A 23,509-nucleotide genomic window follows, 5' to 3' on the forward strand; every position below is an offset into this window, starting at 1 on the left:
GGCGGGCGAATGGTAGTGGGCGGGTCAGTAGGTAGGGCATCGAGCACGATAGTGCTGCCTTCAACCTCTACAGCCATGAAAATGTACTTGGCTCTTACAACCACCCAAAGCTTGGCTAGCTCGTAATATACGAAATCTCCTACCTGAGCATCCCGTTCCAGTTCGAAATAACTGGGGTTGTGGGCGCGACCTGACGATTGTGGCTGGATATGGCAGTAAATACGCATATGAACCTCGTGGCTTGCAGGGGATAGGAAAGTTAAATGCACAAGCGGGTGCATCAAAAAGCCCCAAGGACCCACCTATGGGCTCTTGAGGCAATTTATGAGCGTTTGATGGCCTGGACGTAACTGTTAGAAATCACAGTTGCGACAGTCGGCAGTGATCAAGTTGGCGTGTTGGGCTTATAGTCCTTGAGCAACAAATACGTACTCCACCCCCACCAATCATTCGTCCAGTGCTTGTCGTTCAGGTCATTCACGTCCTTGCGACGCAATACCTTGTCTCCCTCCGCCTTGAATAGCGGCGAAAAATTATTCGCCGGGTTCTGCGCCGCGTTCAGGTCCGGCACATACAACGGCGCCTTGAAATTGGCCGGGGAGGGCGCGACACCACTCATAAAAGTGTCGAAAATCTCATCCGCCGAAGCTTGCACCGCACGTTTGACCTGCACCCGATTGTCCGCATCAATCGCGTCGAAGTAGCGCTTGTCCCCATACGCGTGCCACTGATCGCCCATGGCGTTACGTACCTTGAGCCCGAACTTGCTGTCTTCGTCGTGCATGAAACGGCTGATCAGCGAGCCCAACTCACCTGGCGTCACCACAGCTGCCAGTTGTTTACGCGGTACACGCAGATGGCCGGCCGAGAACAGATCGGTCAAAAAGTGATCAGCAAAACTGTTCATGGCGTACGCCAGTTCCAGCGCCTGGTCGGTGCCGGTCTGGTGCGCCACGACGGCTTGTTGCAGCGCCGCCGTGTGCCCCGCCAGATAGGCCGACAGCGCCCATTCGCCGAAGTGGTCGGCATTGTCCGCCGCCAGTTTCAGGTAACGTCCCAATGGAATCAGCGCCGAAACCGCGCTGCCGCCGCCAGTGATGCGGTTCCATTCCTCGGACAACGTATCACCCAAGGCGTCATAGGCTTCATGAGCTTGTTTGCCATCTTTGATCGCCTGCTTGACCGCAGTGATCTCCTTTTGCATCACCGCGAGGATCTTGTGCGCTTCTTCCCGCGAGGCGGGCATTACTGCCAGGCTGTTGAAGGCGGCGGTAAAGCGTTGGACGCGCTCGGCAGGGGAGGCGCCATCGCTGATCGGTTGACCGGGGATGCCATAGAAATCACCGCCCAGGGCGATCACTTGGCCATAGGTCAGCGCCAGCCCGTTGGGCAGGTGCAACTCGACTTGATGGGCGGGAATCGCCGGGGCGTCCTTGACGAAGCGCAACAGGGTTTCATCGCCGATGGCCGTGTGTTCACCGCCTTCGAAACGCAAGGTAGGTGGGTTCTTTTCGGGTGCTGCGAGTTCAAGACCTGACATGTTAGCTCCTTGCTATGTCGTAGGAATCTTCCTTGGTAACTGTATACATATACAGTTAAATCGAGAATAGAGGAAAAATTTCCTACGTCAAGAAGGCGCGCATTCAAAGCGCCCACAATGAAGTCTGATGAATTGCAGTTGACGAATCTTTTTATAGTTGTACGATGACGTACGACATCATCAAAACCAACAACAACCTTTCGATAGAAAGTCTTCGCCCAGGGTGTTCGAATAATGAATCCACAAGAACTGAAGTCCATCCTCTCCCACGGTCTGCTGTCTTTCCCGGTGACCGATTTCAACGCCCAGGGTGACTTCCACCAGGCGGGTTACATCAAGCGTCTGGAATGGCTGGCCCCGTACGGCGCTACCGCCTTGTTCGCTGCCGGCGGCACCGGTGAGTTTTTCTCCCTCGCTGCCAGCGAATATTCCCAAGTGGTGAAAACCGCGGTTGATACCTGCGCCACCAGCGTGCCGATCCTGGCCGGTGTCGGCGGCTCGACTCGCCAAGCCATCGAATACGCCCAGGAAGCCGAGCGCCTCGGCGCCAAAGGCCTGCTGCTGCTGCCGCACTACCTCACCGAAGCCAGCCAGGACGGCGTTGCCGCCCACGTTGAGGCTGTGTGCAAATCGGTCAAGATTGGTGTGGTGGTCTACAACCGTAACGTCTGCCGCCTGACTGCGCCGCTGCTGGAACGCCTGGCCGAGCGCTGCCCGAACCTGATCGGCTACAAGGATGGCCTGGGCGATATCGAGTTGATGGTGTCGATCCGTCGCCGCCTCGGTGATCGTTTCAGTTACCTCGGCGGCCTGCCGACGGCAGAGGTTTACGCCGCTGCCTACAAGGCCCTGGGCGTACCGGTGTACTCCTCGGCGGTGTTCAACTTCATCCCGAAAACCGCGATGGACTTCTACCACGCGATTGCCAAGGACGATCACGCCACCGTTTCCAAAATCATCGACGATTTCTTCCTGCCGTACCTGGACATCCGTAACCGCAAGTCCGGTTATGCCGTGAGCATCGTCAAGGCCGGTGCAAAAATCGCCGGCTACGACGCAGGCCCGGTGCGGACGCCGCTGACCGACCTGTTGCCGGAAGAATATGAAGCCCTGGCCGCGCTGATCGACAAGCAAGGTCCGCAATAAATTATCCACAAGGCCGCTGAGAGATCAGCGGCCTTTTGCGTCAGGAGAAGATTCGTGTCTCAAGTCCAACGTTTTGATAACTACATCAATGGCCAGTGGGTGGCCGGCGCTGACTATTGCGTCAACCTCAACCCGTCGGAGTTGTCCGATGTCATTGGCGAATACGCCAAGGCTGACGTTGCCCAAGTCAACACTGCCATCGACGCGGCCCGCGCCGCATTCCCGGCCTGGTCCACGTCCGGGATTCAGGCACGCCACGATGCCTTGGATAAAGTCGGCAGCGAAATCCTCGCGCGCCGCGAAGAACTCGGCACCCTGCTGGCCCGTGAAGAGGGCAAGACCCTGCCTGAAGCCATCGGCGAAGTGACTCGCGCCGGTAACATTTTCAAGTTCTTTGCCGGTGAATGCCTGCGTCTTTCCGGCGACTACGTGCCGTCGGTACGTCCGGGCGTGAACGTCGAAGTCACCCGAGAAGCCTTGGGTGTGGTCGGCCTGATCACGCCGTGGAACTTCCCGATTGCCATCCCCGCCTGGAAAATCGCCCCGGCCCTGGCCTACGGCAACTGCGTGGTGATCAAGCCGGCTGAACTGGTGCCGGGCTGCGCTTGGGCACTGGCGGAAATCATTTCCCGTGCGGGCTTCCCGGCCGGCGTGTTCAACCTGGTAATGGGCAGCGGTCGCGTGGTCGGTGACGTGCTGGTCAACAGCCCGAAGGTCGATGGCATCAGCTTCACCGGTTCTGTCGGTGTGGGTCGTCAGATCGCCGTCAGCTGTGTGTCGCGCCAGGCCAAAGTGCAGTTGGAAATGGGCGGCAAGAACCCGCAGATCATCCTTGATGACGCCGACCTCAAGCAGGCTGTCGAGCTGTCGGTGCAGAGCGCGTTCTACTCCACCGGCCAGCGTTGCACCGCTTCCAGCCGCTTGATTGTCACCGCTGGTATCCATGACCAGTTCGTCGCGGCCATGGCCGAACGCATGAAGTCGATCAAGGTCGGCCACGCGCTGAAAAGTGGCACCGACATCGGCCCAGTGGTTTCCCAGGCGCAGTTGGATCAAGACCTCAAGTACATCGACATCGGCCAAAGCGAAGGTGCGCGGTTGGTCAGCGGTGGCGGCCTGGTCACCTGTGACACCGAAGGCTACTACCTGGCCCCAACGTTGTTTGCCGACAGCGAAGCGGCCATGCGCATCAGCCGTGAAGAGATCTTCGGGCCGGTGGCCAACGTTGTGCGCGTGGCGGATTACGAAGCGGCGCTGGCCATGGCCAACGACACCGAGTTCGGTTTGTCGGCGGGCATTGCCACCACCTCGCTCAAATACGCCAACCATTTCAAGCGCCACTCCCAAGCCGGGATGGTGATGGTCAACCTGCCGACTGCCGGTGTGGACTACCACGTTCCGTTCGGTGGCCGTAAGGGCTCATCCTATGGTTCGCGTGAGCAAGGTCGCTATGCGCAAGAGTTCTACACCGTGGTGAAGACCAGCTACATCGGTTCGTAACTCGCAGCCCCCTATGACGGGGGCTGATTCCCTGTAGGAGCGAGCTTGCTCGCGAAAAACGTCAACGAATACGCGGACATTCAGGATGCGCGTGGTGCTTTTGAGGTTTTCGCGAGCAAGCTCGCTCCTACAGTGGGCAGCAACACACCACCATTACCCGCAAAAAAAATAATTAGTGGGAGTACTTCTACATGCAAGCGACCAAGCCGACCCACGTCCGCTATTTGATCCTGCTCATGCTGTTCCTGGTGACCACGATCAACTACGCCGACCGGGCCACCATCGCCATCGCGGGCTCCAGCCTGCAAAAAGACCTCGGCATCGACGCGGTCACCCTCGGTTATATCTTCTCTGCATTCGGTTGGGCCTACGTGGCCGGGCAAATTCCCGGTGGCTGGTTGCTGGACCGGTTCGGCTCGAAGAAAGTCTATGCCCTGAGCATCTTCACCTGGTCACTGTTCACCGTGCTGCAAGGCTATGTCGGTGAGTTTGGTGTCTCCACCGCAGTGGTTGCGCTGTTTATGCTGCGCTTTATGGTGGGCTTGGCCGAAGCGCCATCGTTTCCCGGAAATGCCCGTATTGTGGCCGCGTGGTTTCCTACGGCTGAACGCGGTACGGCTTCAGCGATCTTCAACTCGGCGCAGTACTTCGCCACGGTGCTGTTTGCGCCGCTGATGGGCTGGATCGTCTACAGCTTCGGTTGGCAGCACGTGTTTATCGTGATGGGTGTGATCGGCATCATTTTCTCGCTGATCTGGCTGAAAGTTATCCACAGCCCGCGTCAGCACCCGATGATCAACGAAGCTGAGTTCAATCACATCGCCGCCAATGGCGCGATGGTCGATATGGATCAGGACAAAGGCAAGGGTAAGAAAACCGACGGTCCGAAGTGGGATTACATCCGCCAGTTGCTGACCAACCGCATGATGCTCGGCGTGTACCTGGGCCAGTATTGCATCAACGGTATCACCTACTTTTTCCTTACCTGGTTCCCGGTGTACCTGGTGCAGGACCGTGGCATGACCATCCTCAAGGCCGGTTTCATTGCCTCGCTGCCGGCGATCTGCGGGTTTATCGGCGGCGTGCTCGGCGGGGTGATTTCCGATTACCTGCTACGCAAAGGTCATTCCCTGACCTTCGCCCGTAAAGCGCCGATCATTGGTGGCCTGCTGATCTCCAGCAGCATCGTGGCCTGCAACTACGTGGATATCGAATGGATGGTGGTGGGCTTCATGGCCTTGGCCTTCTTCGGTAAAGGCGTTGGCGCACTGGGTTGGGCGGTGGTGTCCGACACCTCGCCGAAACAAATCGCCGGCCTCAGTGGCGGCTTGTTCAATACATTCGGTAACCTCGCGTCGATCACTACCCCGATTGTGATCGGCTACATCATCAGCACCACCGGCTCGTTCAAATGGGCCTTGGTGTTTGTAGGCGCCAACGCGCTGGTGGCGGTGTTCAGCTACTTGGTCATCGTTGGGCCGATCAAACGTGTAGTCCTCAAAGAGCCGCCTACCAAAGGGCCAGAGTTGACCAACCTAACCGAAGCGCATTCCTGAGGGGCCGTGTGATGCAGTTGATTGAACATGCCGACTCGCCGCGCTCGATTCGTTTGCACGAACGCGACAACGTGGTGATCGTGGTCAATGACCAGGGCGTTCCGGCCGGGACCGAATTCCCGGACGGCCTGGTGACCGTGGATTTCATCCCGCAGAGCCACAAGGTGACCCTGGAAGACATCCCCGAAGGCGGTCAGATTATTCGCTACGGCCAGACCATCGGTTACGCCTTGGCACCGATCCCGCGCGGCAGTTGGGTGCAGGAGGATCAACTGCGCATGCCCACCGCGCCGCCGTTGGACAGCTTGCCACTGTCCACTGAGGTGCCTGAGGCCCAGGCGCCGCTGGAAGGGTTTACCTTCGAGGGTTACCGCAACGCGGATGGCACGGTGGGCACGCGCAATATCCTTGGCATCACCACCACGGTGCAGTGCGTCACCGGCGTGCTGGACCATGCGGTCAAGCGCATCAAGGATGAATTGCTGCCCAAGTACCCACATGTCGATGACGTGGTGGCGCTGACCCACAGCTACGGCTGCGGCGTGGCGATCACCGCGACGGATGCCTACATTCCGATCCGCACGGTGCGCAACCTGGCGCGCAACCCGAATCTGGGGGGCGAAGCCTTGGTAATCAGCCTGGGCTGCGAGAAATTGCAGGCCGGGCAGGTGATGCACGACAACGATAGCTCGGTCGACCTGAGTGAGCCCTGGCTGTATCGCCTGCAGGATTCCAGCCACGGCTTTAGCGAGATGATCGAGCAGATCATGGCGCTGGCCGAGACGCGCTTGAAGAAACTCGACCAGCGCCGCCGGGAAACCGTGCCGGCGTCGGAGTTGATCCTGGGCATGCAGTGCGGCGGCAGTGATGCGTTTTCCGGTATCACCGCCAACCCTGCGCTGGGCTATGCCTCGGATTTGCTGCTGCGGGCCGGAGCGACGGTGATGTTTTCCGAAGTGACTGAAGTCCGCGATGCTATCTACTTGCTGACGTCTCGCGCTGAAAGCGAGGCGGTTGCCCAGGAACTGGTCCGCGAGATGGACTGGTACGACCGTTACTTGGCCAAGGGCGAGGCGGATCGCAGTGCCAACACCACGCCGGGCAACAAGAAGGGCGGGTTGTCGAACATTGTCGAGAAGTCCCTGGGCTCTATCGTCAAATCCGGCAGCAGCGCGATCAATGGCGTGCTGGGCCCTGGCGAGCGCTTCAAGGGCAAGGGCCTGATCTTTTGCGCCACGCCAGCCAGCGACTTTGTGTGCGGCACTTTGCAGCTGGCGGCGGGCATGAACCTGCATGTGTTCACCACTGGGCGTGGCACGCCGTATGGGCTGGCGATGGCGCCGGTGGTGAAGGTGTCGACGCGTACGGAGCTGGCACAGCGTTGGCCGGACCTGATCGATATCGACGCTGGGCGTATTGCGACTGGGCGGGCGAGCATCGAGGAATTGGGGTGGGAGTTGTTTCACTTTTACCTGGATGTGGCCAGCGGCAAGAAACAAACGTGGGCGGAGCATCACAAGCTGCATAACGACATCACCTTGTTCAACCCGGCACCGATTACCTGAGACCGAGTCGCCAGCATCGGGGGCAAGCCCCCTCCCACATTTGGATCGGTGAACACATTCAAGGTGGGAGGGGGCTTGCCCCCGATAGCGGTAGACCAGACGAAGCGGCCTACACTGGCTTATCATTAGCCACCTAACGACGCTCACCAAGGTTCTCCCCGGCATGCTGGCAATCTTCCTCACCACCCTCACCATCACCGCGCCGGTGTTTGCCATGCTGTTCCTGGGGGTGTTGCTCAAGCGCATCAACTGGATCAACGACAATTTCATCCACACGGCCTCGTCCCTGGTGTTCAACGTCACCATGCCGGCGCTGCTGTTCCTCGGCATCCTGCATGCCGACCTGCACTCGGCGCTCAAGCCGGGGCTGCTGATCTACTTTGCGGTTGCGACCTTGCTTAGCTTCGCCCTGGCCTGGGGCTGGGCGATCTTTCGTTGCCCGCGTGAAGACCGGGGCATCTACACCCAGGGCGCGTTTCGCGGCAATAACGGCGTGATTGGCTTGGCGCTGGCGGCCAGCATGTACGGCGACTATGGGATTTCCCTCGGTGCGATTCTCGCGGCGCTGGTGATCCTGTTCTACAACACGCTGTCGACCATCGTGTTGGCGGTGTACAGCCCGGTGATCAAGTCCGATCCGTGGAGCATCTGCAAAAGTGTGGTGGCCAACCCGCTGATCATCAGCGTGATCGTGGCGGCGCCGTTCGCTTATTTTCAGATTGGCCTGCCGGGCTGGTTGGAAAAATCCATGCAGTATCTGGCGGATACCACCTTGCCGTTGGCCTTGATCTGCATTGGCGGCACCTTGTCACTGGCAGCGTTGCGCAAGAGCGGCAATCGGGCGCTGAGCGCGAGTTTGATGAAGATGGTCTGGCTGCCGGTTGCGGCGACCTTAGGCGCTTGGTTGCTGGGCTTTCGCGGGCCGGAGTTGGGGATTCTGTTTCTGTACTTCGGTGCGCCGACCGCAGCCGCCAGTTTTGTGATGGCCAGGGCGGCCGAGGGTAATCATGAGCTGGCGGCGGCGATTATCGTGATCACCACCTTGATGGCGGCGGTGACCACGAATATTGGGATTTTTGTGTTGCAGGCAGGTGGTTGGATCTGAATGTTACGGTGTCTGTGAGGGCCAATCGCCGGCAAGCCGGCTCCTACAGGGTGTCGTAGGTGTCGATGACTTCCTGGGCAGCGCGGAATGCGTCGATGGCAGCCGGTACACCCGCATACACTGCGCAATGTAGCAACGCCTCGCGGATCTCTTCCACGGTACAGCCATTGTTCAGCGCGCCGCGCACATGGCCCTTCAGCTCCTGGGGGCACTTGAGCGCGGTAAGGGCGGCGAGGGTGATCAGGCTGCGGGTTTTCAGCGGCAAGCCTTCGCGGTTCCACACACTGCCCCAGGCGTGCTCGTTGACGAAATCCTGCAGCGGCTGGGTGAACTCGGTGGCATTGCCCAGGGCGCGGTCGACGAACACATCGCCCATGACCTGGCGACGCATTTCAACCCCGGGCTTTTTCTGATCGGTCATTGCGATTCCCTCTTGTGTTGGCGGCGCCAGGCTCGCAGCGTGCTGAACAACAGAAAAGCCACCAGCACTGGCAGGACGTAGTACAGCATCAGTTGTTCAAGCTTGGTGGCCAGGGGCATGCCGGTGGTAAACGCCATCACGTGCAGCCCGTACGCCAGGTACAGGCCCAGCAGCACCAGGCCTTCGGCGCGGGTCACGCGGTAGCCGGTGTAGAACACCGGCAGGCACAGCACGACTACGCCGAGCATCACCGGCAGGTCGAAATCCAGGGCGTTGGGCGATACCGACAGCGGCGAGGGCGCGAGCAGCGCGGTCAGGCCCAACACGCCGAGCAGGTTGAACAGGTTGCTGCCGATCACGTTGCCCACGGCAATTTCCCGCTCGCCGCGCAGGGCGGCAATCAGCGAGGTCGCCAGGCATGGCAGCGAGGTGCCCACGCCGATCAGGGTCAGGCCAATCACACGTTCCGACAGGCCCAGGTCGCCTGCCACATCCACTGCGGCGCCCAGCAGTAAATGCCCGGCCAGCACCAGGATCAGTAAGCCACCGAGCATCAGCAACACGCTGCTCAGCCAGGGCGCGCGGGCGACAGTGTCCAGTGTGCGTGGGCGGCGCGAATGACGGGTCTGGTAGTGCAGCACGCCGAGGTAAGCGACCAGGGCAACGAGCAGCACCAGGCCATCAATCGGCGTGAGTTCCTCATTGGCGGCGAGCGTGAACACCAGCAACCCGGCGAGGATCATCACCGGAATATCCAGGCGCACCAACTGGCGCGAAACCCGTAGCGGAATGATCAGCGCCGACAGGCCCAGGGTCACCAGAATGTTGAAGATACTGCTGCCGATCACACTGCCCACCGCGATATCGGTGTTGCCAGCCAGGGTGGCTTGCAGGCTGACAGTCATCTGCGGCGCGCTGCTGCCGAAGGCCACGATCGTCAGGCCGATGATCAGCGGACGCACCTTGAGGCTCGCGGCCAGGCGCACGGCGGCGCGCACGAGGATTTCGGCGCCGATGATCAGCAGCACCAGGCCGCTGACCAATTCCAGCAGGCTCCAGGGCGAGAGGGCGGTTAATCCGAAAATGGCCAGGGCTCCGTCTCTAGTTGCTCAGCGCTTGTACGCGTACACGCGCCGTACCGCTGCCGATCATACCCAGCTGCTCGGCCGCCTTGCGTGAAAGATCGATCAGCCGCCCACGGGTATGCGGGCCGCGATCATTGATGCGGACAACCACGGATTTGTCGTTGTCGAGATTGGTGACCTTGACCTGGGTGCCGAACGGCAATTGCCGGTGGGCGGCGGTCAGGGCGTTCTGGTTGAAGGGTTCACCGCTGGCGGTCTTTTTGCCATGGTGCCGGGCGCCGTAATAGGAGGCGGTGCCGGTTTCGTCGTAGCCGTTGGGGTTGATGACGCCGCTGGCGCAGCCGGCCAACAGGGAGAACAAGGCCAGGAGGCCGAGTAGACGCTTCATGCAAGGTGTCCCCGAAAAAGTGCGCCCCCGAAGGGGCGCGTGTGCTGGTCAGCCTTCGAGTTTGCTTTTCAGCAATTCGTTCACCTGTTGCGGGTTGGCCTTGCCTTTGGAGGCTTTCATCGCCTGGCCCACAAAGAAGCCGAACATCTTGCCGCGCTTGGCTTCGTCTGCCGCACGGTATTGCTCGACCTGCTCGGCGTTGGCCGCGAGCATTTCATCCAATACAGCCGAGATCGCGCCGCTGTCGGTGACCTGCTTGAGGCCACGCTTCTCGATGATCTCGTCCGCGCTGCCTTCGCCTGCGGCCATGGCTTCGAACACGGTCTTGGCGATCTTGCCGGAGATGGTGTTGTCCTTGATGCGCAGCAGCATGCCGCCCAGTTGCTCGGCGGATACCGGGGCTTCGTCGATTTCCAGGCCCTGTTTGTTCAGCAGGCTGCCCAGCTCAACCATCACCCAGTTGGCCGCCAGTTTGGCGTCGCCGGCAATGCTCACAACTTTTTCGAAGTAGTTGGCTTGTTCGCGGCTGGAGGCCAAGACACTGGCATCGTAGACCGACAGGCCGAACTGCTCCTGGAAGCGCTCGCGTTTCTGCTGCGGCAGTTCCGGCAGGGTGGCGCGGATGTCGTTGAGGAACGAATCCTCAAGCACCACCGGCAACAGGTCCGGATCGGGGAAGTAACGGTAGTCGTTGGCTTCCTCTTTGCTGCGCATGGCGCGGGTTTCGTCTTTGTTCGGGTCGTACAGGCGGGTCTGCTGGATGACTTTGCCGCCGTCTTCGATCAGCTCGATCTGGCGACGCACTTCGCTGTTGATCGCCTTCTCGATGAAGCGGAACGAGTTGACGTTCTTGATTTCGCAGCGGGTGCCGAACTCGACCTGGCCCTTTGGACGGATCGACACGTTGCAGTCGCAACGCAGCGAACCTTCGGCCATGTTGCCGTCGCAGATGCCCAGGTAGCGCACCAAGGCGTGGATGGTCTTGACGTAGGCCACGGCTTCTTTGGCGCTGCGCATGTCCGGTTCGGAGACGATCTCCAGCAACGGCGTGCCAGCACGGTTCAGGTCGATGCCGGTAGAGCCGATAAACTCTTCGTGCAGGCTCTTGCCAGCGTCTTCTTCCAGATGCGCGCGGGTGACGCCGACACGCTTGATGGTGCCGTCTTCCAGGGGGATGTCCAGGTGGCCCTTGCCAACGATCGGCAGTTCCATCTGGCTGATCTGGTAGCCCTTGGGCAGGTCCGGGTAGAAGTAGTTCTTGCGCGCGAACACGTTGTGCTGGCCGATCTCGGCGTCAATCGCCAGGCCGAACATCACCGCCATGCGCACCGCTTCCTGGTTCAGCACCGGCAGTACGCCGGGCATGCCCAGGTCAACCAGGCTGGCCTGGGTGTTCGGTTCGGAGCCGAACGTGGTGGCGCTACCGGAGAAAATCTTCGATTGGGTGGCGAGCTGGGTATGAATCTCCAGCCCGATCACAACTTCCCATTGCATAGTGTTCTCCTCAGAAGCCGGTAGGGGTGCGAGTGTGCCAGTCGGTGTTCAACTGGTACTGGTGCGCCACATTGAGCAGGCGGCCTTCCTGGAAATACGGGGCGAGCAGTTGCACGCCGACCGGCAGGCCATCGACGAAACCGGCAGGCATGGACAAGCCCGGCAGGCCTGCGAGGTTGGCGGTGATGGTGTACAGGTCTTCGAGGTACGCAGCCACCGGGTCGCCGTTCTTGGCGCCGAGCTTCCAGGCCGGGTTCGGCGTGGTTGGGCCGAGGATCACGTCGACTTGCTCAAAGGCTGCCATGAAGTCGTTCTTCACCAAGCGACGGATTTTCTGCGCCTTGAGGTAGTACGCGTCGTAGTAGCCGGCCGACAGGGCGTAGGCGCCGACCATGATCCGGCGTTGCACTTCGGCACCGAAACCTTCGCCACGGGAGCGCTTATAAAGGTCGGTGAGGTCTTTCGGATTTTCGCAGCGGTAGCCGAAACGCACGCCGTCGAACCGCGACAGGTTGGAAGAGGCTTCTGCCGGCGCGATCACGTAGTACGCAGGAATCGCGTGCTGGTTGTTCGGCAGGCTGATTTCCTTGATCACGGCACCCAGGCTTTCCAGGGTCTTGACGCTGTTATGCACCAGCTCAGCAATACGTGGGTCGAGACCGGCGCTGAAGTATTCCTTCGGCACGCCGATGCGCAGGCCTTTGAGCGAGGTGTTCAGGCTGGCGCTGTAGTCCGGCACTGGCTCGTCAATGCTCGTGGAATCCTGTTTGTCGAAGCCTGCCATGCCTTGTAACAAAATTGCGCAGTCTTCGGCGGTGCGCGCCAGAGGGCCGCCCTGATCGAGGCTGGACGCGTAGGCGATCATGCCCCAACGGGAAACGCGACCGTAGGTCGGCTTCAGGCCGGTGAGGTTGGTGAAGGCCGCAGGCTGGCGGATCGAGCCGCCCGTATCGGTGGCTGTAGCTGCCGGCAGGAAGCGCGCGGCAACCGCGGCCGCCGAACCGCCGGACGAACCGCCGGGCACGTGCTCCAGGTTCCACGGGTTTTTCACCGCGCCGTAGTAGCTCGACTCGTTGGCCGAACCCATGGCGAATTCGTCCATGTTGGTCTTGCCCAGGGTCACGGCCCCGGCGGCAGCCAGCTTGGATACCACGGTGGCGTCATAGGGTGCTTTAAAGTTGTCGAGCATCTTCGAGCCGCAGCTGGTGCGAATGCCCTGGGTGCAGAACAGGTCTTTGTGGGCGATTGGAGCGCCCAGCAGCGCGCCATTTTCACCGTTGGCGCGACGTACGTCGGCGGCCTTGGCCTGGCTCAGGGCCAGTTCTTCGGTGAGGCTGATGAAGCTGTTGACCTTTGGATCGTGCTCGGCGATGCGCGCCAGCAGGGTCTTGGTCAGCTCTTCGGAAGAAAACTTTTTGTCGGCGAGACCGCGGGCGATCTCGGCCAGAGTCATGTGATGCATTGCAGGCTCTTTCCCTTTAGTCGATGACTTTCGGAACCAGGTACAGGCCGTTTTCGACCGCTGGCGCGATGGACTGGTAGGCCTCGCGATTATTACTCTCGGTCACGACGTCTGCGCGCAGGCGCTGACTGGCTTCCAGCGGGTGAGCCAAAGGCTCGATACCGTCGGTATTCACGGCCTGCATTTGGTCGACCAGCCCGAGAATGCTGTTCAGGGCTGCGGTGGTCTGTGGAAGATCGGCATCATTGAGGCCAAGCGAGGCCAGGTGCGCGATTTTTTCCACGTCGGAGCGTTCAAGCGTCATGGGAATCTCCAGTGGAAAACAGAACGGAGGCTGTCCGTGTGTTAGATTGTCGGAACACTACCGCATTTCTACGGTCTTACGGCCGCGATTGTGGGGTTAGGTGCACAGAAAGTCGGCCAATTTAGCACATTGGCGCCTTGCCCAAAATCCCTGTCGTTGTTAGAGTTTGCCGCACTTTTTTACCCACGCGTTGCCTAGGGTCCCTTTCCCATGTTCAAGAAACTGCGTGGCATGTTTTCCAGCGATCTTTCCATTGACCTGGGCACTGCCAACACCCTTATTTACGTGCGCGAGCGCGGTATCGTCCTGAATGAGCCATCGGTTGTGGCTATTCGGACGCACGGTAACCAGAAAAGTGTCGTTGCCGTCGGCACCGAGGCCAAGCGCATGCTCGGCCGTACACCCGGCAATATTGCCGCCATTCGTCCGATGAAAGACGGCGTGATCGCCGACTTCAGCGTCTGCGAGAAGATGCTGCAGTACTTCATCAACAAGGTTCACGAAAACAGTTTCCTGCAGCCCAGCCCTCGTGTGCTGATCTGCGTTCCGTGCAAATCCACCCAGGTTGAGCGCCGTGCCATCCGTGAATCGGCCCTTGGCGCCGGTGCCCGTGAAGTGTTCCTGATCGAAGAGCCAATGGCGGCTGCGATCGGTGCCGGCCTGCCGGTTGAAGAAGCACGCGGCTCGATGGTGGTGGATATCGGTGGTGGTACCACTGAAATCGCCCTGATCTCCCTGAACGGTGTGGTGTATGCCGAATCCGTACGCGTCGGCGGCGACCGTTTCGACGAAGCGATCATCACCTATGTACGTCGTAACTACGGCAGCCTGATCGGTGAATCCACCGCTGAGCGCATCAAGCAGGAAATCGGCACCGCCTACCCAGGCGGCGAAGTGCGCGAAGTTGACGTGCGCGGTCGCAACCTGGCCGAAGGCGTTCCACGTGCTTTCACCCTGAACTCCAATGAAGTGCTGGAAGCTCTGCAAGAGTCCCTGGCAACCATCGTTCAGGCGGTGAAAAGCGCCCTGGAGCAATCGCCGCCGGAACTGGCTTCCGACATCGCCGAGCGTGGCCTGGTGCTGACCGGTGGTGGCGCCTTGCTGCGTGACCTCGACAAGCTGCTGGCCCAAGAGACTGGCCTGCCGGTGATCGTCGCCGAAGACCCGCTGACCTGCGTTGCCCGTGGCGGTGGTCGTGCACTGGAAATGATGGATAAACACACCATGGACCTGCTTTCCAGCGAATAAGCATTTGCTGATTAGCCCATGTTTCGCCCACAGGCAGCACTTTGCAGTGCTGCCTGTTGGCGTTTATCTTCTTCAATCTGCATCCAGGCCGGTTAGATGCCGTATGAATAAAGAGAACATTTGCCTGGGAGGAGCGGCTTATTAAACCGCTTTTCGCCAAAGGCCCCTCATTGGGCGTGCGCCTGTTGGTGCTGGTCGTGCTTTCGGTCGCGCTGATGGTGGTCGATGCCCGTTTTGCACTGCTCAAGCCCGTGCGCAGCCAGATGTCGCTGGTGTTGATGCAGACTTACTGGATCACCGACCTGCCGCAACGTCTGTACCAGGGCGTGGCCAGCCAATTTGGCAGCCGCACCGAACTGGTCGCCGAAAACGAAAAACTCAAGACCGAAAACCTGCTGTTGCAGGGGCGCATGCAAAAGCTCGCGGCCCTCACCGAGCAGAACGTTCGGCTGCGCGAGTTGCTCAATTCTTCCGCGCTGGTCAATGAAAAGGTCGAAGTGGCCGAGTTGATCGGTATGGACCCCAACCCCTTCACCCATCGCATCATCATCAACAAGGGTGAGCGCGACGGTGTGGTCCTGGGCCAGCCGGTGCTCGACGCCCGTGGCCTGATGGGCCAAGTGGTTGAGCTGATGCCCTACACCTCGCGGGTATTGTTGCTGACGGACACCACCCACAGCATCCCGGTGCAGGTGAACCGTAACGGGCTGCGCGCAATTGCCAGCGGCACAGGTAACCCGGAGCGCCTGGAATTGCGCCATGTGGCGGACACCGCTGACATCAAGGAAGGCGACCTGTTGGTCAGCTCCGGCCTGGGTCAGCGTTTCCCGGCGGGTTACCCGGTGGCGACGGTCAAGGAAGTGATCCACGATTCCGGCCAGCCGTTCGCCATTGTGCGTGCCGTGCCGACTGCCGCCCTGAACCGCAGCCGCTACCTGCTGTTGGTGTTCAGCGACAATCGCACGCCGGAAGAGCGCGCCAACGATGCCGCGCAGGCCCAGGAAGCGGAGGACAAGCAAAACGGTACAGCGCCGATCGTTCCGGCGACCGTGCCCAAGCCGGCATTCGTCGGGCCGCCTGCTCCGGCGGCGGCTCCGCCAGCGCCTGTAGCCACCCCGGTCAAGCCGGCAGCCCACAACACGCGTCCTGCCAAGCCAACCGTGACTAAACCGCCGGCCGCGACCCCGGCTGCCAAGCCTCCGGCAGCTGCCCCGGCAACCACGCGGCAGAGGGAGGAATAATGGCCAGTACTCATTCGCGCAACGGCTGGATCGTCTGGCTGACCTTTGCTGTCGGCATGCTGCTGAGCGTTTCGCCCTTGCCGCAGTTCATGGAAATCCTGCGCCCGCTCTGGCTGGCACTGTTGCTGGCGTTCTGGTCGCTGAACCTGCCGCATAAGGTCGGCATGGTCACGGCGATGTTCCTGGGCTTGGCGGAGGATGTGCTCTATGGCACCTTGCTGGGTCAGAACGCGTTGATCCTGACCCTGATCACTTTCCTGGTGCTGTCGTTGCAGCAGCGCCTGCGGATGTTCCCGATGTGGCAGCAATGCCTGGTGATCCTGGTGATCTTCGGCCTGGCACAGCTGGTTCAGCTATGGCTGAGTGCGTTGACCGGTAACCGCCAGCCAACCCTGGCGCTGGTATTGCCGGCGTTGGTCAGTGCCTTGCTGTGGCCATGGATCAGCTTCGGTCTGCGTGGGTTGCGTCGTCGCTATAAAATCAATTGAATGGATTGCGAGGCTCTGCCTGGTTATCGAACCCTACAGGGAGAGTCTGCAATGAATTCGCTTTACCTGGCCTCGGGCTCCCCGAGGCGACGTGAATTGTTGACCCAGATCGGTGTGCCTTTCACCGTGGTCAGCGCCGCTATCGATGAAACTCCTCTTACAAACGAACCCGCCGTTGCCTACGTCGAGCGCCTCGCGCGTGGCAAGGCAGCGGCGGGTTTTGCTGCGCTCGAAAACACTGCCGACGCCTGCGTGTTGGGTGCCGATACCGCCGTAATTGTCGATGGCAAAATCCTCGGCAAGCCCGTCGATCAGGCCGATGCCCTGGCAATGTTGGTGGTGCTGGCGGGGCGTGAGCATGAAGTGCTGACCGCCATTGCCCTCACCGACGGCCAACGCTGTGAGACTGTTTGTGTAAGCAGTCGTGTACGGTTTCGCGGGATTTCCGTCGAGGAAGCGACCACCTACTGGCACAGCGGCGAACCCCAAGACAAGGCGGGCGGCTATGCTATCCAAGGGTTGGGCTCGGTCTTTGTCGCCGGGCTCAATGGCAGTTATTCCGCCGTGGTAGGCCTGCCGGTGTGCGAAACCGCGCAACTGCTCGGCCAATTCGGCATACCCTGTTGGCAAAACCTTACCGCGCGCTGAACGCCGTACTCCAGCGCCCAGCCTTAAGCGATCGGTCACTATTGTGAAAACGCCTGAACGAGACCCAGCCATGAGTGAAGAGATTCTGATCAATATCACGCCGATGGAATCGCGCGTGGCGGTGGTAGAGAACGGTGTTCTGCAAGAAGTGCACGTTGAGCGCACCCAGAAGCGCGGGATCGTCGGCAATATCTACAAAGGCAAGGTGGTGCGGGTGTTGCCAGGGATGCAGGCGGCATTCGTCGACATCGGCCTGGACCGTGCCGCATTTATCCATGCTTCGGAAATTTCGCTGCGCGAAGGGCCAGCGGTGGAAAGCATCAGCGCGTTGGTGCATGAAGGGCAGAGCCTGGTGGTGCAAGTCACCAAGGACCCTATCGGTTCCAAAGGCGCGCGGTTGACGACTCAACTGTCGATTCCGTCGCGTTACCTGGTGTATATGCCGCGTACTGCGCATGTCGGCATCTCGCTGAAAATCGAAGACGAAGCCGAGCGCGAGCGCCTGAAAAAGGTGGTCAGCGACTGTGTGGCGGCCGAAGGCATCAAGGAAGCGGGCGGATTCATCCTGCGCACCGCCGCTGAGGGTGCCGGCGCCGATGAAATCCTCATGGATATCCGCTACCTACGGCGCCTGTGGGACCAGATCGGCGCACAGATCAAGACCATCGGCGCGCCCAGTGTGATCTATGAAGACCTCGGCCTGGCCCTGCGCACGCTGCGCGACCTGGTCAGCCCGAAGATTGAGAAAATTCGCATCGACTCGCGGGAAACCTTCCAGCGCACCACGCAATTTGTTGCCGAGTTGATGCCGGAAATTGCCGACCGCCTGGAACACTATCCCGGCGAGCGACCGATCTTCGACCTGTATGGCGTCGAAGACGAAATCCAGAAAGCCCTGGAACGCAAAGTGCCGCTCAAGTCCGGCGGCTACCTGGTAGTGGACCCGGCGGAAGCCATGACCACCATCGACGTTAACACCGGCGCGTTCGTCGGCCATCGCAACCTCGAAGAAACCATCTTCAAGACCAACCTCGAAGCGGCCACCGCGATCGCGCGCCAACTGCGCCTGCGCAACTTGGGCGGCATCATCATCATCGACTTCATCGACATGGAAGATGAAGAGCACCAGCGCCAGGTGCTGCGTACCCTGGAGAAACAGCTGGAGCGCGATCACGCCAAGACCAACATCATTGGCATCACCGAGCTGGGCCTGGTGCAGATGACGCGCAAGCGCACCCGCGAAAGCCTGGAACAGGTGCTGTGCGAGCCGTGCAGCAGTTGCCAGGGCCGCGGTAAATTGAAGGCCCCGGAAACCGTTTGCTACGAAATTTTCCGCGAAATCCTGCGAGAAGCGCGAGCCTACCAGGCCGAAGGTTACAGAGTGCTCGCCAACCAGAAAGTGGTCGATCGGTTGCTGGACGAAGAATCCGGTAACGTTGCCGAGCTGGAGGGGTTTATCGGGCGCACGATACGCTTTCAGGTCGAAACCATGTATTCCCAGGAACAATATGACGTGGTGCTGCTCTGATCCCCAATCGTTTTCTTTTTACGAGACGGGCAGACCTTGATCTGCCGTCCGACTACTGTCTTGAGGGTCGCCTGACATGGAGCGTCTGATACGCTTTTTTGCCGCTTTGACCCGTTGGGGCCTGGGCCTCTGTGCCTTGCTGCTGGTATTGGCAGCGGTGTATGTGAGCCTGGGGCGCGAGTTGACGCCGCTGGTGGCCGAGTACCGTGCGGAGATCGAAGCCAAGGCCCAGGCCGCGGTGGACATGCCGTTGCACATTGGCAGCCTTGAAGGCCGCTGGAGCGGCTTCGCGCCGGTATTACGGGCCCACGATGTGATGGTGGGCGAGGGCAGCAGTGCCTTGCGCCTGGATCAGGTCGAAGTGGTGCCGGATATGTGGGCCAGCCTGATGGCCCGTGAAGTTCGCATTGCCCATCTGCAAGTCAGTGGCTTGCAGCTCAGCGTCAAGGAAGACAAGGACGGTAAATGGGCGTTGCAGGGCCTGCCGGTGCAGGACGACCAGCCCGTGGACCCTGAGCAGTTGCTCAAGAACATGCAAAAGGTCAAGCGCGTGTCGCTGCTCGACAGTCAGGTGACTTTGCAGCCGTTTGACCAGGCGCCGGTAACCCTGACGTATGTCGGCCTGAGCCTGCACACCGGCATCACCCGTCAACGCCTGGATGCGCGCCTGACGCTGCCCGACGGTCAACCCTTGGCGGTGAACCTGCGCACGCGCATTCGCGCCAACCAGTGGAAGGACGGCGAAGTCCAGGCGTACCTGAGCCTGCCGCAAAGCGACTGGGCCAAGTGGATCCCGGCCAAGCTGACCCAGCAATGGAAGCTCACACAATTCAAGGCTGGCGGTGAATTCTGGCTGATCTGGGCCAAAGGCACCGTGCAAAGCGCGGTGGTGCGCCTCAACTCGCCGCAGGTAAAAGGCAGCTACGCCGACCGCAAACCTGTGCATATCGAGAACCTGGCGCTCACCGCCTACCTGCAACGCAGCGATACCGGTCTCAAGGTGCTGTTCGACTCGCTGGCGATGAACCTGGGGGAAACCCGCTGGGAATCGCGCCTGCAACTTCAGCAAACCCTGGCCACCGACAAGGATCAGGAAGTCTGGAAGCTCCAGGCCGACCGCCTGGATCTGACGCCGATCACGCCACTGCTCAATGCCCTGGCGCCACTGCCGGAGGGTTTCGCCAAGACCATTCAGCACCTCAAGGCCACGGGCCTGCTGCGTAATGTGCTGGTGGATTTCCGTCCTCAAGATACGACGGATCAAAAAGTCAGCTTCGCCGCCAACCTCGAACGCATCGGTTTTGATGCCTACTTTGGCGCACCCGCCGCGCGCAACGTGTCCGGTAGTATCAGCGGTGACTTGGGGCATGGCGAGTTGCGCATGGACAGCAAGGACTTTTCCCTGCACCTCGACCCGATCTTTGCCAAGCCGTGGCAGTACATCCAGGCCAATGCGCGCCTGACGTGGAAGCTCGATAAGCAAGGCTTTACCCTGATCGCCCCGTATATCAAGGTGCTGGGTGAGGAGGGCAAGGTCGCTGCCGACTTCCTGATTCGCCTGCATTTCGACCACGACCAGGAAGACTACATGGACCTGCGGGTCGGCATGGTCGATGGCGATGGGCGTTTCACCCCCAAATACCTGCCGGCGGTGTTGAGCCCGGCGTTGGATGAATGGCTGCGCACGGCGATTCTCAAGGGCGCGGTGGACCAGGGCTTCTTCCAGTACCAGGGTTCGCTGGACCACGACGCGCTGCCGGCTTCACGCAATATCAGCCTGTTCTTCAAGGTGCATGACGCCGAACTGGCGTTCCAGCCTGGCTGGCCGCATGTGAGCAAGGTCAGTGGCGAAGTGTTTGTCGAGGAGAGCGGCGTGCGCATCCTGGCCAGCAAGGGCCAGTTGCTCGACACCAAGGTCAAGGACGTCTACGTCAATATCCCCCACGCGCCGGCGGGCAAGGACAGTCATCTGTTGCTGACCGGCGGGTTTGCCGGTGGTTTGGGCGACGGTTTGAAAATCCTTCAGGAAGCACCGATCGGCACCGCATCGACCTTTGCCGGGTGGAAGGGTGAGGGCGACCTGCAAGGCAGCCTTGACCTGGATGTACCGTTGGCGAAGGGCACCGAGCCGAAAATCGTGGTGGACTTCAAGACGGATAAAGCACGCCTGCAACTGGCCGAGCCGACTCTGGACCTCACTCAGCTCAAGGGCGACTTCCGCTTCGACAGCGCCAAAGGCCTCAGTGGCCAGAACATCACGGCCCAAGCGTTCGACCGGCCGATCTCCGCGCAGATCGTTGCCGATGGCAAGCCGGGCAATATCAGTACGCGTGTGACTGCCAAGGGCCAGGTAACGGTCAAGCGACTGACGGACTGGTTGAAAGTCAGCCAGCCGTTGCCGGTGTCCGGCGATATTCCCTACCAGTTGCAACTGACCCTGGACGGTGCCGATAGCCAACTGATGGTCAGCTCCAACCTGAAGGGCGTGGCCGTGGATTTACCCGCTCCGTTCGGCATGCCGGCGAGCCAGGGGCGTGACAGCGTGTTCCGCATGACTTTGCAAGGTGCCGAGCGGCGTTATTGGTTCGACTACGGCGAGCTGGCCAACTTCACCTTTGCGGCGCCGCCGGACAAATTCAATGAGGGGCGAGGAGAGCTATTCCTCGGTGATGGCGATGCTGTGTTGCCAGGAGCCAAGGGCTTGCGCATTCGCGGCGTGCTGTCTGAACTCGATATCGACCCGTGGAAGAAGCTGGTAGACCGCTACGCGGGCAACGACCCGGGCGGCAGCGCCAAGCAGTTGCTCAGCGGCGCTGACTTCAAGGTGGGCAAGCTGACCGGCTTTGGTACCCAGTTCGATCAGGTCAACCTCCTGCTGGACCGCAAGCCCGCGGCCTGGGGTTTGCAGCTCGACAGCCAGCAGGCCAAGGGCACGGTCAACCTGCCGGACGCCAAAGGCGCGCCGATTGCGATCAACCTGCAGTATGTAAAGCTGCCGGCAGTGGATCCGACGGTGCAGGCTGATGAAAACGCACCGGACCCCTTGGCCGATGTCGACCCCAAAAATATCCCTGCGCTGGATATCGCCATCGATCAACTGTTCCAGGGCCCTGACCTGATAGGCGCCTGGTCGCTGAAAATCCGCCCGACCGCCAAAGGCCTGGCCTTCAATAACCTCGACCTCGGCCTCAAGGGCATGCAGCTCAAGGGTGCGGGTGGTTGGGAAGGGGCGGCTGGTGACAGCAGCAGTTGGTACAAGGGCCGACTGGATGGCAAGAATATCGGCGATGTGCTCAAGGGGTGGGGTTATGCGCCTACCGTCACCAGCCAGGATTTCCATCTGGATGTGGATGGTCGCTGGCCCGGTTCGCCAGCCTATGTCGGGCCCAAGCGCTTCTCCGGCAGCCTGGATGCGGCGTTCCGCAACGGCCAGTTTGTAGAGGTGGAAGGCGGTGCCCAGGCGTTGCGGGTGTTTGGCCTGCTGAACTTTAACTCCATCGGGCGGCGTCTGCGCCTGGACTTCTCGGACTTGCTCGGCAAGGGCTTGAGCTATGACCGTGTGAAGGGCTTGCTGGCGGCGAGCAATGGGGTATTCGTGACCCGTGAACCGATCACCATGACCGGACCTTCGACTAACCTGGAGCTAAACGGCACCCTGGACCTGGTCGCAGACCGTGTCGACGCCAAGCTGCTGGTCACCCTGCCGGTGACCAACAACCTGCCGATCGCAGCGCTGATCGTGGGTGCGCCGGCTATTGGCGGTGCGTTGTTCCTGATCGACAAGTTGATCGGTGATCGGGTTTCACGTTTCGCCAGTGTGCAATACAAGGTCGAAGGGCCGTGGAAGGACCCGAAAATCACCTTCGACAAACCATTTGAAAAGCCAAACTGAGGGCCTGTGGAGTAGCATGGCCGCATGCTCATTACGGAGAGACGGCCCATGTCCTTTGCGGTAATTCAAATGGTCAGCCAGAGCGATGTGCTGGCCAACCTGGCCCAGGCCCGGCGCTTGCTGGAACAAGCTGCTGCGGGTGGGGCGAAGCTGGCGGTATTGCCGGAAAACTTCGCTGCCATGGGCCGCCGCGACGTGGCCGACATCGGTCGCGCCGAAGCATTGGGCGAAGGCCCGATCCTGCCGTGGTTGAAACAGACCGCCCGCGACCTCACCTTATGGATAGTGGCTGGTACTTTGCCGCTGCCGCCAAAGGACCAGCCGAACGCCAAGTCCAATGCCTGCTCGTTGCTGGTAGATGATCAGGGCGAAATCGTTGCCCGTTACGACAAATTGCACCTGTTCGATGTGGATGTCGCCGATGCCCGCGGTCGTTATCGCGAATCCGACGACTATGCTTTCGGAGGCAATGTGGTGGTAGCGGACACGCCTGTTGGCCGGTTGGGCCTGACGGTGTGCTACGACCTGCGCTTCCCCGAGCTGTACAGCGAGTTGCGTGCGGCGGGGGCAGAGTTGATTACCGCGCCGTCGGCGTTTACGGCGGTGACCGGCGCGGCGCATTGGGATGTGCTGATTCGCGCACGCGCCATCGAGACCCAGTGTTACCTGCTGGCGGCGGCTCAAGGCGGTGTGCATCCGGGGCCACGGGAAACCTATGGTCATGCGGCGATTGTCGACCCTTGGGGCCGTGTGCTGACACAACAGGATCAAGGCGAAGCGGTGTTGCTGGCCGAACGCGATAGCAATGAACAGGCGTCGATACGGACGCGCATGCCGGTGGTCAACCATCGGCGCTTTTTCTCGCAGGGCGCACAGCGACCTGCTTCGGAACGATGAA

Annotated in this window: 19 protein-coding genes; 12 read left to right on the forward strand and 7 right to left on the reverse strand. The window is 60.6% G+C overall.

The genetic code is table 11. The features are described 5' to 3' along the window. Positions 1–385: 385 nt before the first annotated feature. The gene (locus HX868_RS07125; RefSeq protein ID WP_177002393.1) at positions 386–1,540 is read right to left on the reverse strand and encodes a phospholipase; all 1,155 of its coding nucleotides are present in this window, start codon (positions 1,538–1,540) and stop codon (positions 386–388) included. Between the two features lie 234 nt (positions 1,541–1,774). Between HX868_RS07125 and kdgD the strand changes: the two genes are divergently transcribed. The 5 genes from kdgD to HX868_RS07150 all read left to right on the forward strand — a co-directional run bounded on the left by kdgD (position 1,775) and on the right by HX868_RS07150 (position 8,412). Continuing rightward, positions 1,775–2,686 (forward strand): 5-dehydro-4-deoxyglucarate dehydratase, encoded by a 912-nt coding sequence (gene kdgD, locus HX868_RS07130; RefSeq protein WP_177002394.1) that lies wholly within the window; start codon positions 1,775–1,777, stop codon positions 2,684–2,686. 54 nt (positions 2,687–2,740) lie between these two features. Next, positions 2,741–4,186 (forward strand): aldehyde dehydrogenase family protein, encoded by a 1,446-nt coding sequence (locus HX868_RS07135; RefSeq protein ID WP_177002395.1) that lies wholly within the window; start codon positions 2,741–2,743, stop codon positions 4,184–4,186. A 191-nt stretch (positions 4,187–4,377) separates the two neighbouring features. Continuing rightward, positions 4,378–5,742: an MFS transporter gene (locus HX868_RS07140; RefSeq protein WP_058423015.1), complete on the forward strand. Its 1,365-nt coding sequence runs from the start codon at positions 4,378–4,380 to the stop codon at positions 5,740–5,742. Between the two features lie 11 nt (positions 5,743–5,753). Then, a complete protein-coding gene (gene garD, locus HX868_RS07145) occupies positions 5,754–7,307 on the forward strand; it encodes a galactarate dehydratase (protein ID WP_177002396.1) in 1,554 nt (517 codons plus the stop codon). Positions 7,308–7,470: 163 nt separating this feature from the next. Then, positions 7,471–8,412 carry an AEC family transporter gene (locus tag HX868_RS07150; protein WP_033899317.1) on the forward strand — a complete coding sequence of 314 codons (942 nt, stop codon included), beginning with the start codon at positions 7,471–7,473 and terminating at the stop codon, positions 8,410–8,412. Between the two features lie 43 nt (positions 8,413–8,455). Here the strand turns inward: HX868_RS07150 and HX868_RS07155 are convergent, their stop codons facing one another. Genes HX868_RS07155 through gatC form a run of 6 tightly spaced genes read right to left on the reverse strand, consistent with a single transcriptional unit; the run spans position 8,456 to position 13,566 of the window. After that, the gene (locus HX868_RS07155) at positions 8,456–8,833 is read right to left on the reverse strand and encodes a carboxymuconolactone decarboxylase family protein (RefSeq protein WP_177002397.1); all 378 of its coding nucleotides are present in this window, start codon (positions 8,831–8,833) and stop codon (positions 8,456–8,458) included. Then, on the reverse strand, positions 8,830–9,876 hold the full coding sequence (locus HX868_RS07160) for a calcium/sodium antiporter (protein ID WP_095014708.1): 1,047 nt from the start codon (positions 9,874–9,876) through the stop codon (positions 8,830–8,832). The genes HX868_RS07155 and HX868_RS07160 overlap by 4 nt, the downstream gene beginning before the upstream one ends. Before the next feature lie 58 nt (positions 9,877–9,934). Further along, on the reverse strand, positions 9,935–10,306 hold the full coding sequence (locus HX868_RS07165; RefSeq protein ID WP_095014709.1) for a septal ring lytic transglycosylase RlpA family protein: 372 nt from the start codon (positions 10,304–10,306) through the stop codon (positions 9,935–9,937). 48 nt (positions 10,307–10,354) lie between these two features. Then, a complete protein-coding gene (gatB, locus tag HX868_RS07170) occupies positions 10,355–11,800 on the reverse strand; it encodes an Asp-tRNA(Asn)/Glu-tRNA(Gln) amidotransferase subunit GatB (protein WP_177002398.1) in 1,446 nt (481 codons plus the stop codon). 10 nt (positions 11,801–11,810) lie between these two features. Then, positions 11,811–13,262 carry an Asp-tRNA(Asn)/Glu-tRNA(Gln) amidotransferase subunit GatA gene (gatA, locus tag HX868_RS07175; RefSeq protein WP_177002399.1) on the reverse strand — a complete coding sequence of 484 codons (1,452 nt, stop codon included), beginning with the start codon at positions 13,260–13,262 and terminating at the stop codon, positions 11,811–11,813. A gap of 16 nt (positions 13,263–13,278) precedes the next feature. Further along, entirely contained in the window at positions 13,279–13,566 is a 288-nt protein-coding gene (gatC, locus tag HX868_RS07180; RefSeq protein WP_010213142.1) for an Asp-tRNA(Asn)/Glu-tRNA(Gln) amidotransferase subunit GatC, read from the reverse strand. A gap of 210 nt (positions 13,567–13,776) precedes the next feature. Here gatC and mreB point away from each other — a divergent pair, with 210 nt between their 5' ends. The 7 genes from mreB to HX868_RS07215 all read left to right on the forward strand — a co-directional run bounded on the left by mreB (position 13,777) and on the right by HX868_RS07215 (position 23,508). Continuing rightward, on the forward strand, positions 13,777–14,814 hold the full coding sequence (gene mreB / locus HX868_RS07185; protein WP_002555108.1) for a rod shape-determining protein MreB: 1,038 nt from the start codon (positions 13,777–13,779) through the stop codon (positions 14,812–14,814). 140 nt (positions 14,815–14,954) lie between these two features. After that, the gene (gene mreC / locus HX868_RS07190) at positions 14,955–16,055 is read left to right on the forward strand and encodes a rod shape-determining protein MreC (RefSeq protein WP_177002534.1); all 1,101 of its coding nucleotides are present in this window, start codon (positions 14,955–14,957) and stop codon (positions 16,053–16,055) included. Then, positions 16,055–16,543: a rod shape-determining protein MreD gene (mreD, locus tag HX868_RS07195; protein WP_177002400.1), complete on the forward strand. Its 489-nt coding sequence runs from the start codon at positions 16,055–16,057 to the stop codon at positions 16,541–16,543. The genes mreC and mreD overlap by 1 nt, the downstream gene beginning before the upstream one ends. A gap of 51 nt (positions 16,544–16,594) precedes the next feature. Beyond that, positions 16,595–17,191 (forward strand): Maf family protein, encoded by a 597-nt coding sequence (locus HX868_RS07200; protein ID WP_177002401.1) that lies wholly within the window; start codon positions 16,595–16,597, stop codon positions 17,189–17,191. A gap of 70 nt (positions 17,192–17,261) precedes the next feature. Beyond that, positions 17,262–18,719 carry a ribonuclease G gene (gene rng / locus HX868_RS07205; protein WP_177002402.1) on the forward strand — a complete coding sequence of 486 codons (1,458 nt, stop codon included), beginning with the start codon at positions 17,262–17,264 and terminating at the stop codon, positions 18,717–18,719. A 76-nt stretch (positions 18,720–18,795) separates the two neighbouring features. Then, a complete protein-coding gene (locus tag HX868_RS07210; protein WP_177002403.1) occupies positions 18,796–22,611 on the forward strand; it encodes a YhdP family protein in 3,816 nt (1,271 codons plus the stop codon). 48 nt (positions 22,612–22,659) lie between these two features. Next, a complete protein-coding gene (locus tag HX868_RS07215; protein WP_122723739.1) occupies positions 22,660–23,508 on the forward strand; it encodes a carbon-nitrogen hydrolase family protein in 849 nt (282 codons plus the stop codon). Position 23,509: the final 1 nt, after the last annotated feature.

The sequence above is a fragment of the Pseudomonas reactans genome (assembly GCF_013385825.1).
Classification (GTDB): domain Bacteria; phylum Pseudomonadota; class Gammaproteobacteria; order Pseudomonadales; family Pseudomonadaceae; genus Aquipseudomonas; species Aquipseudomonas reactans.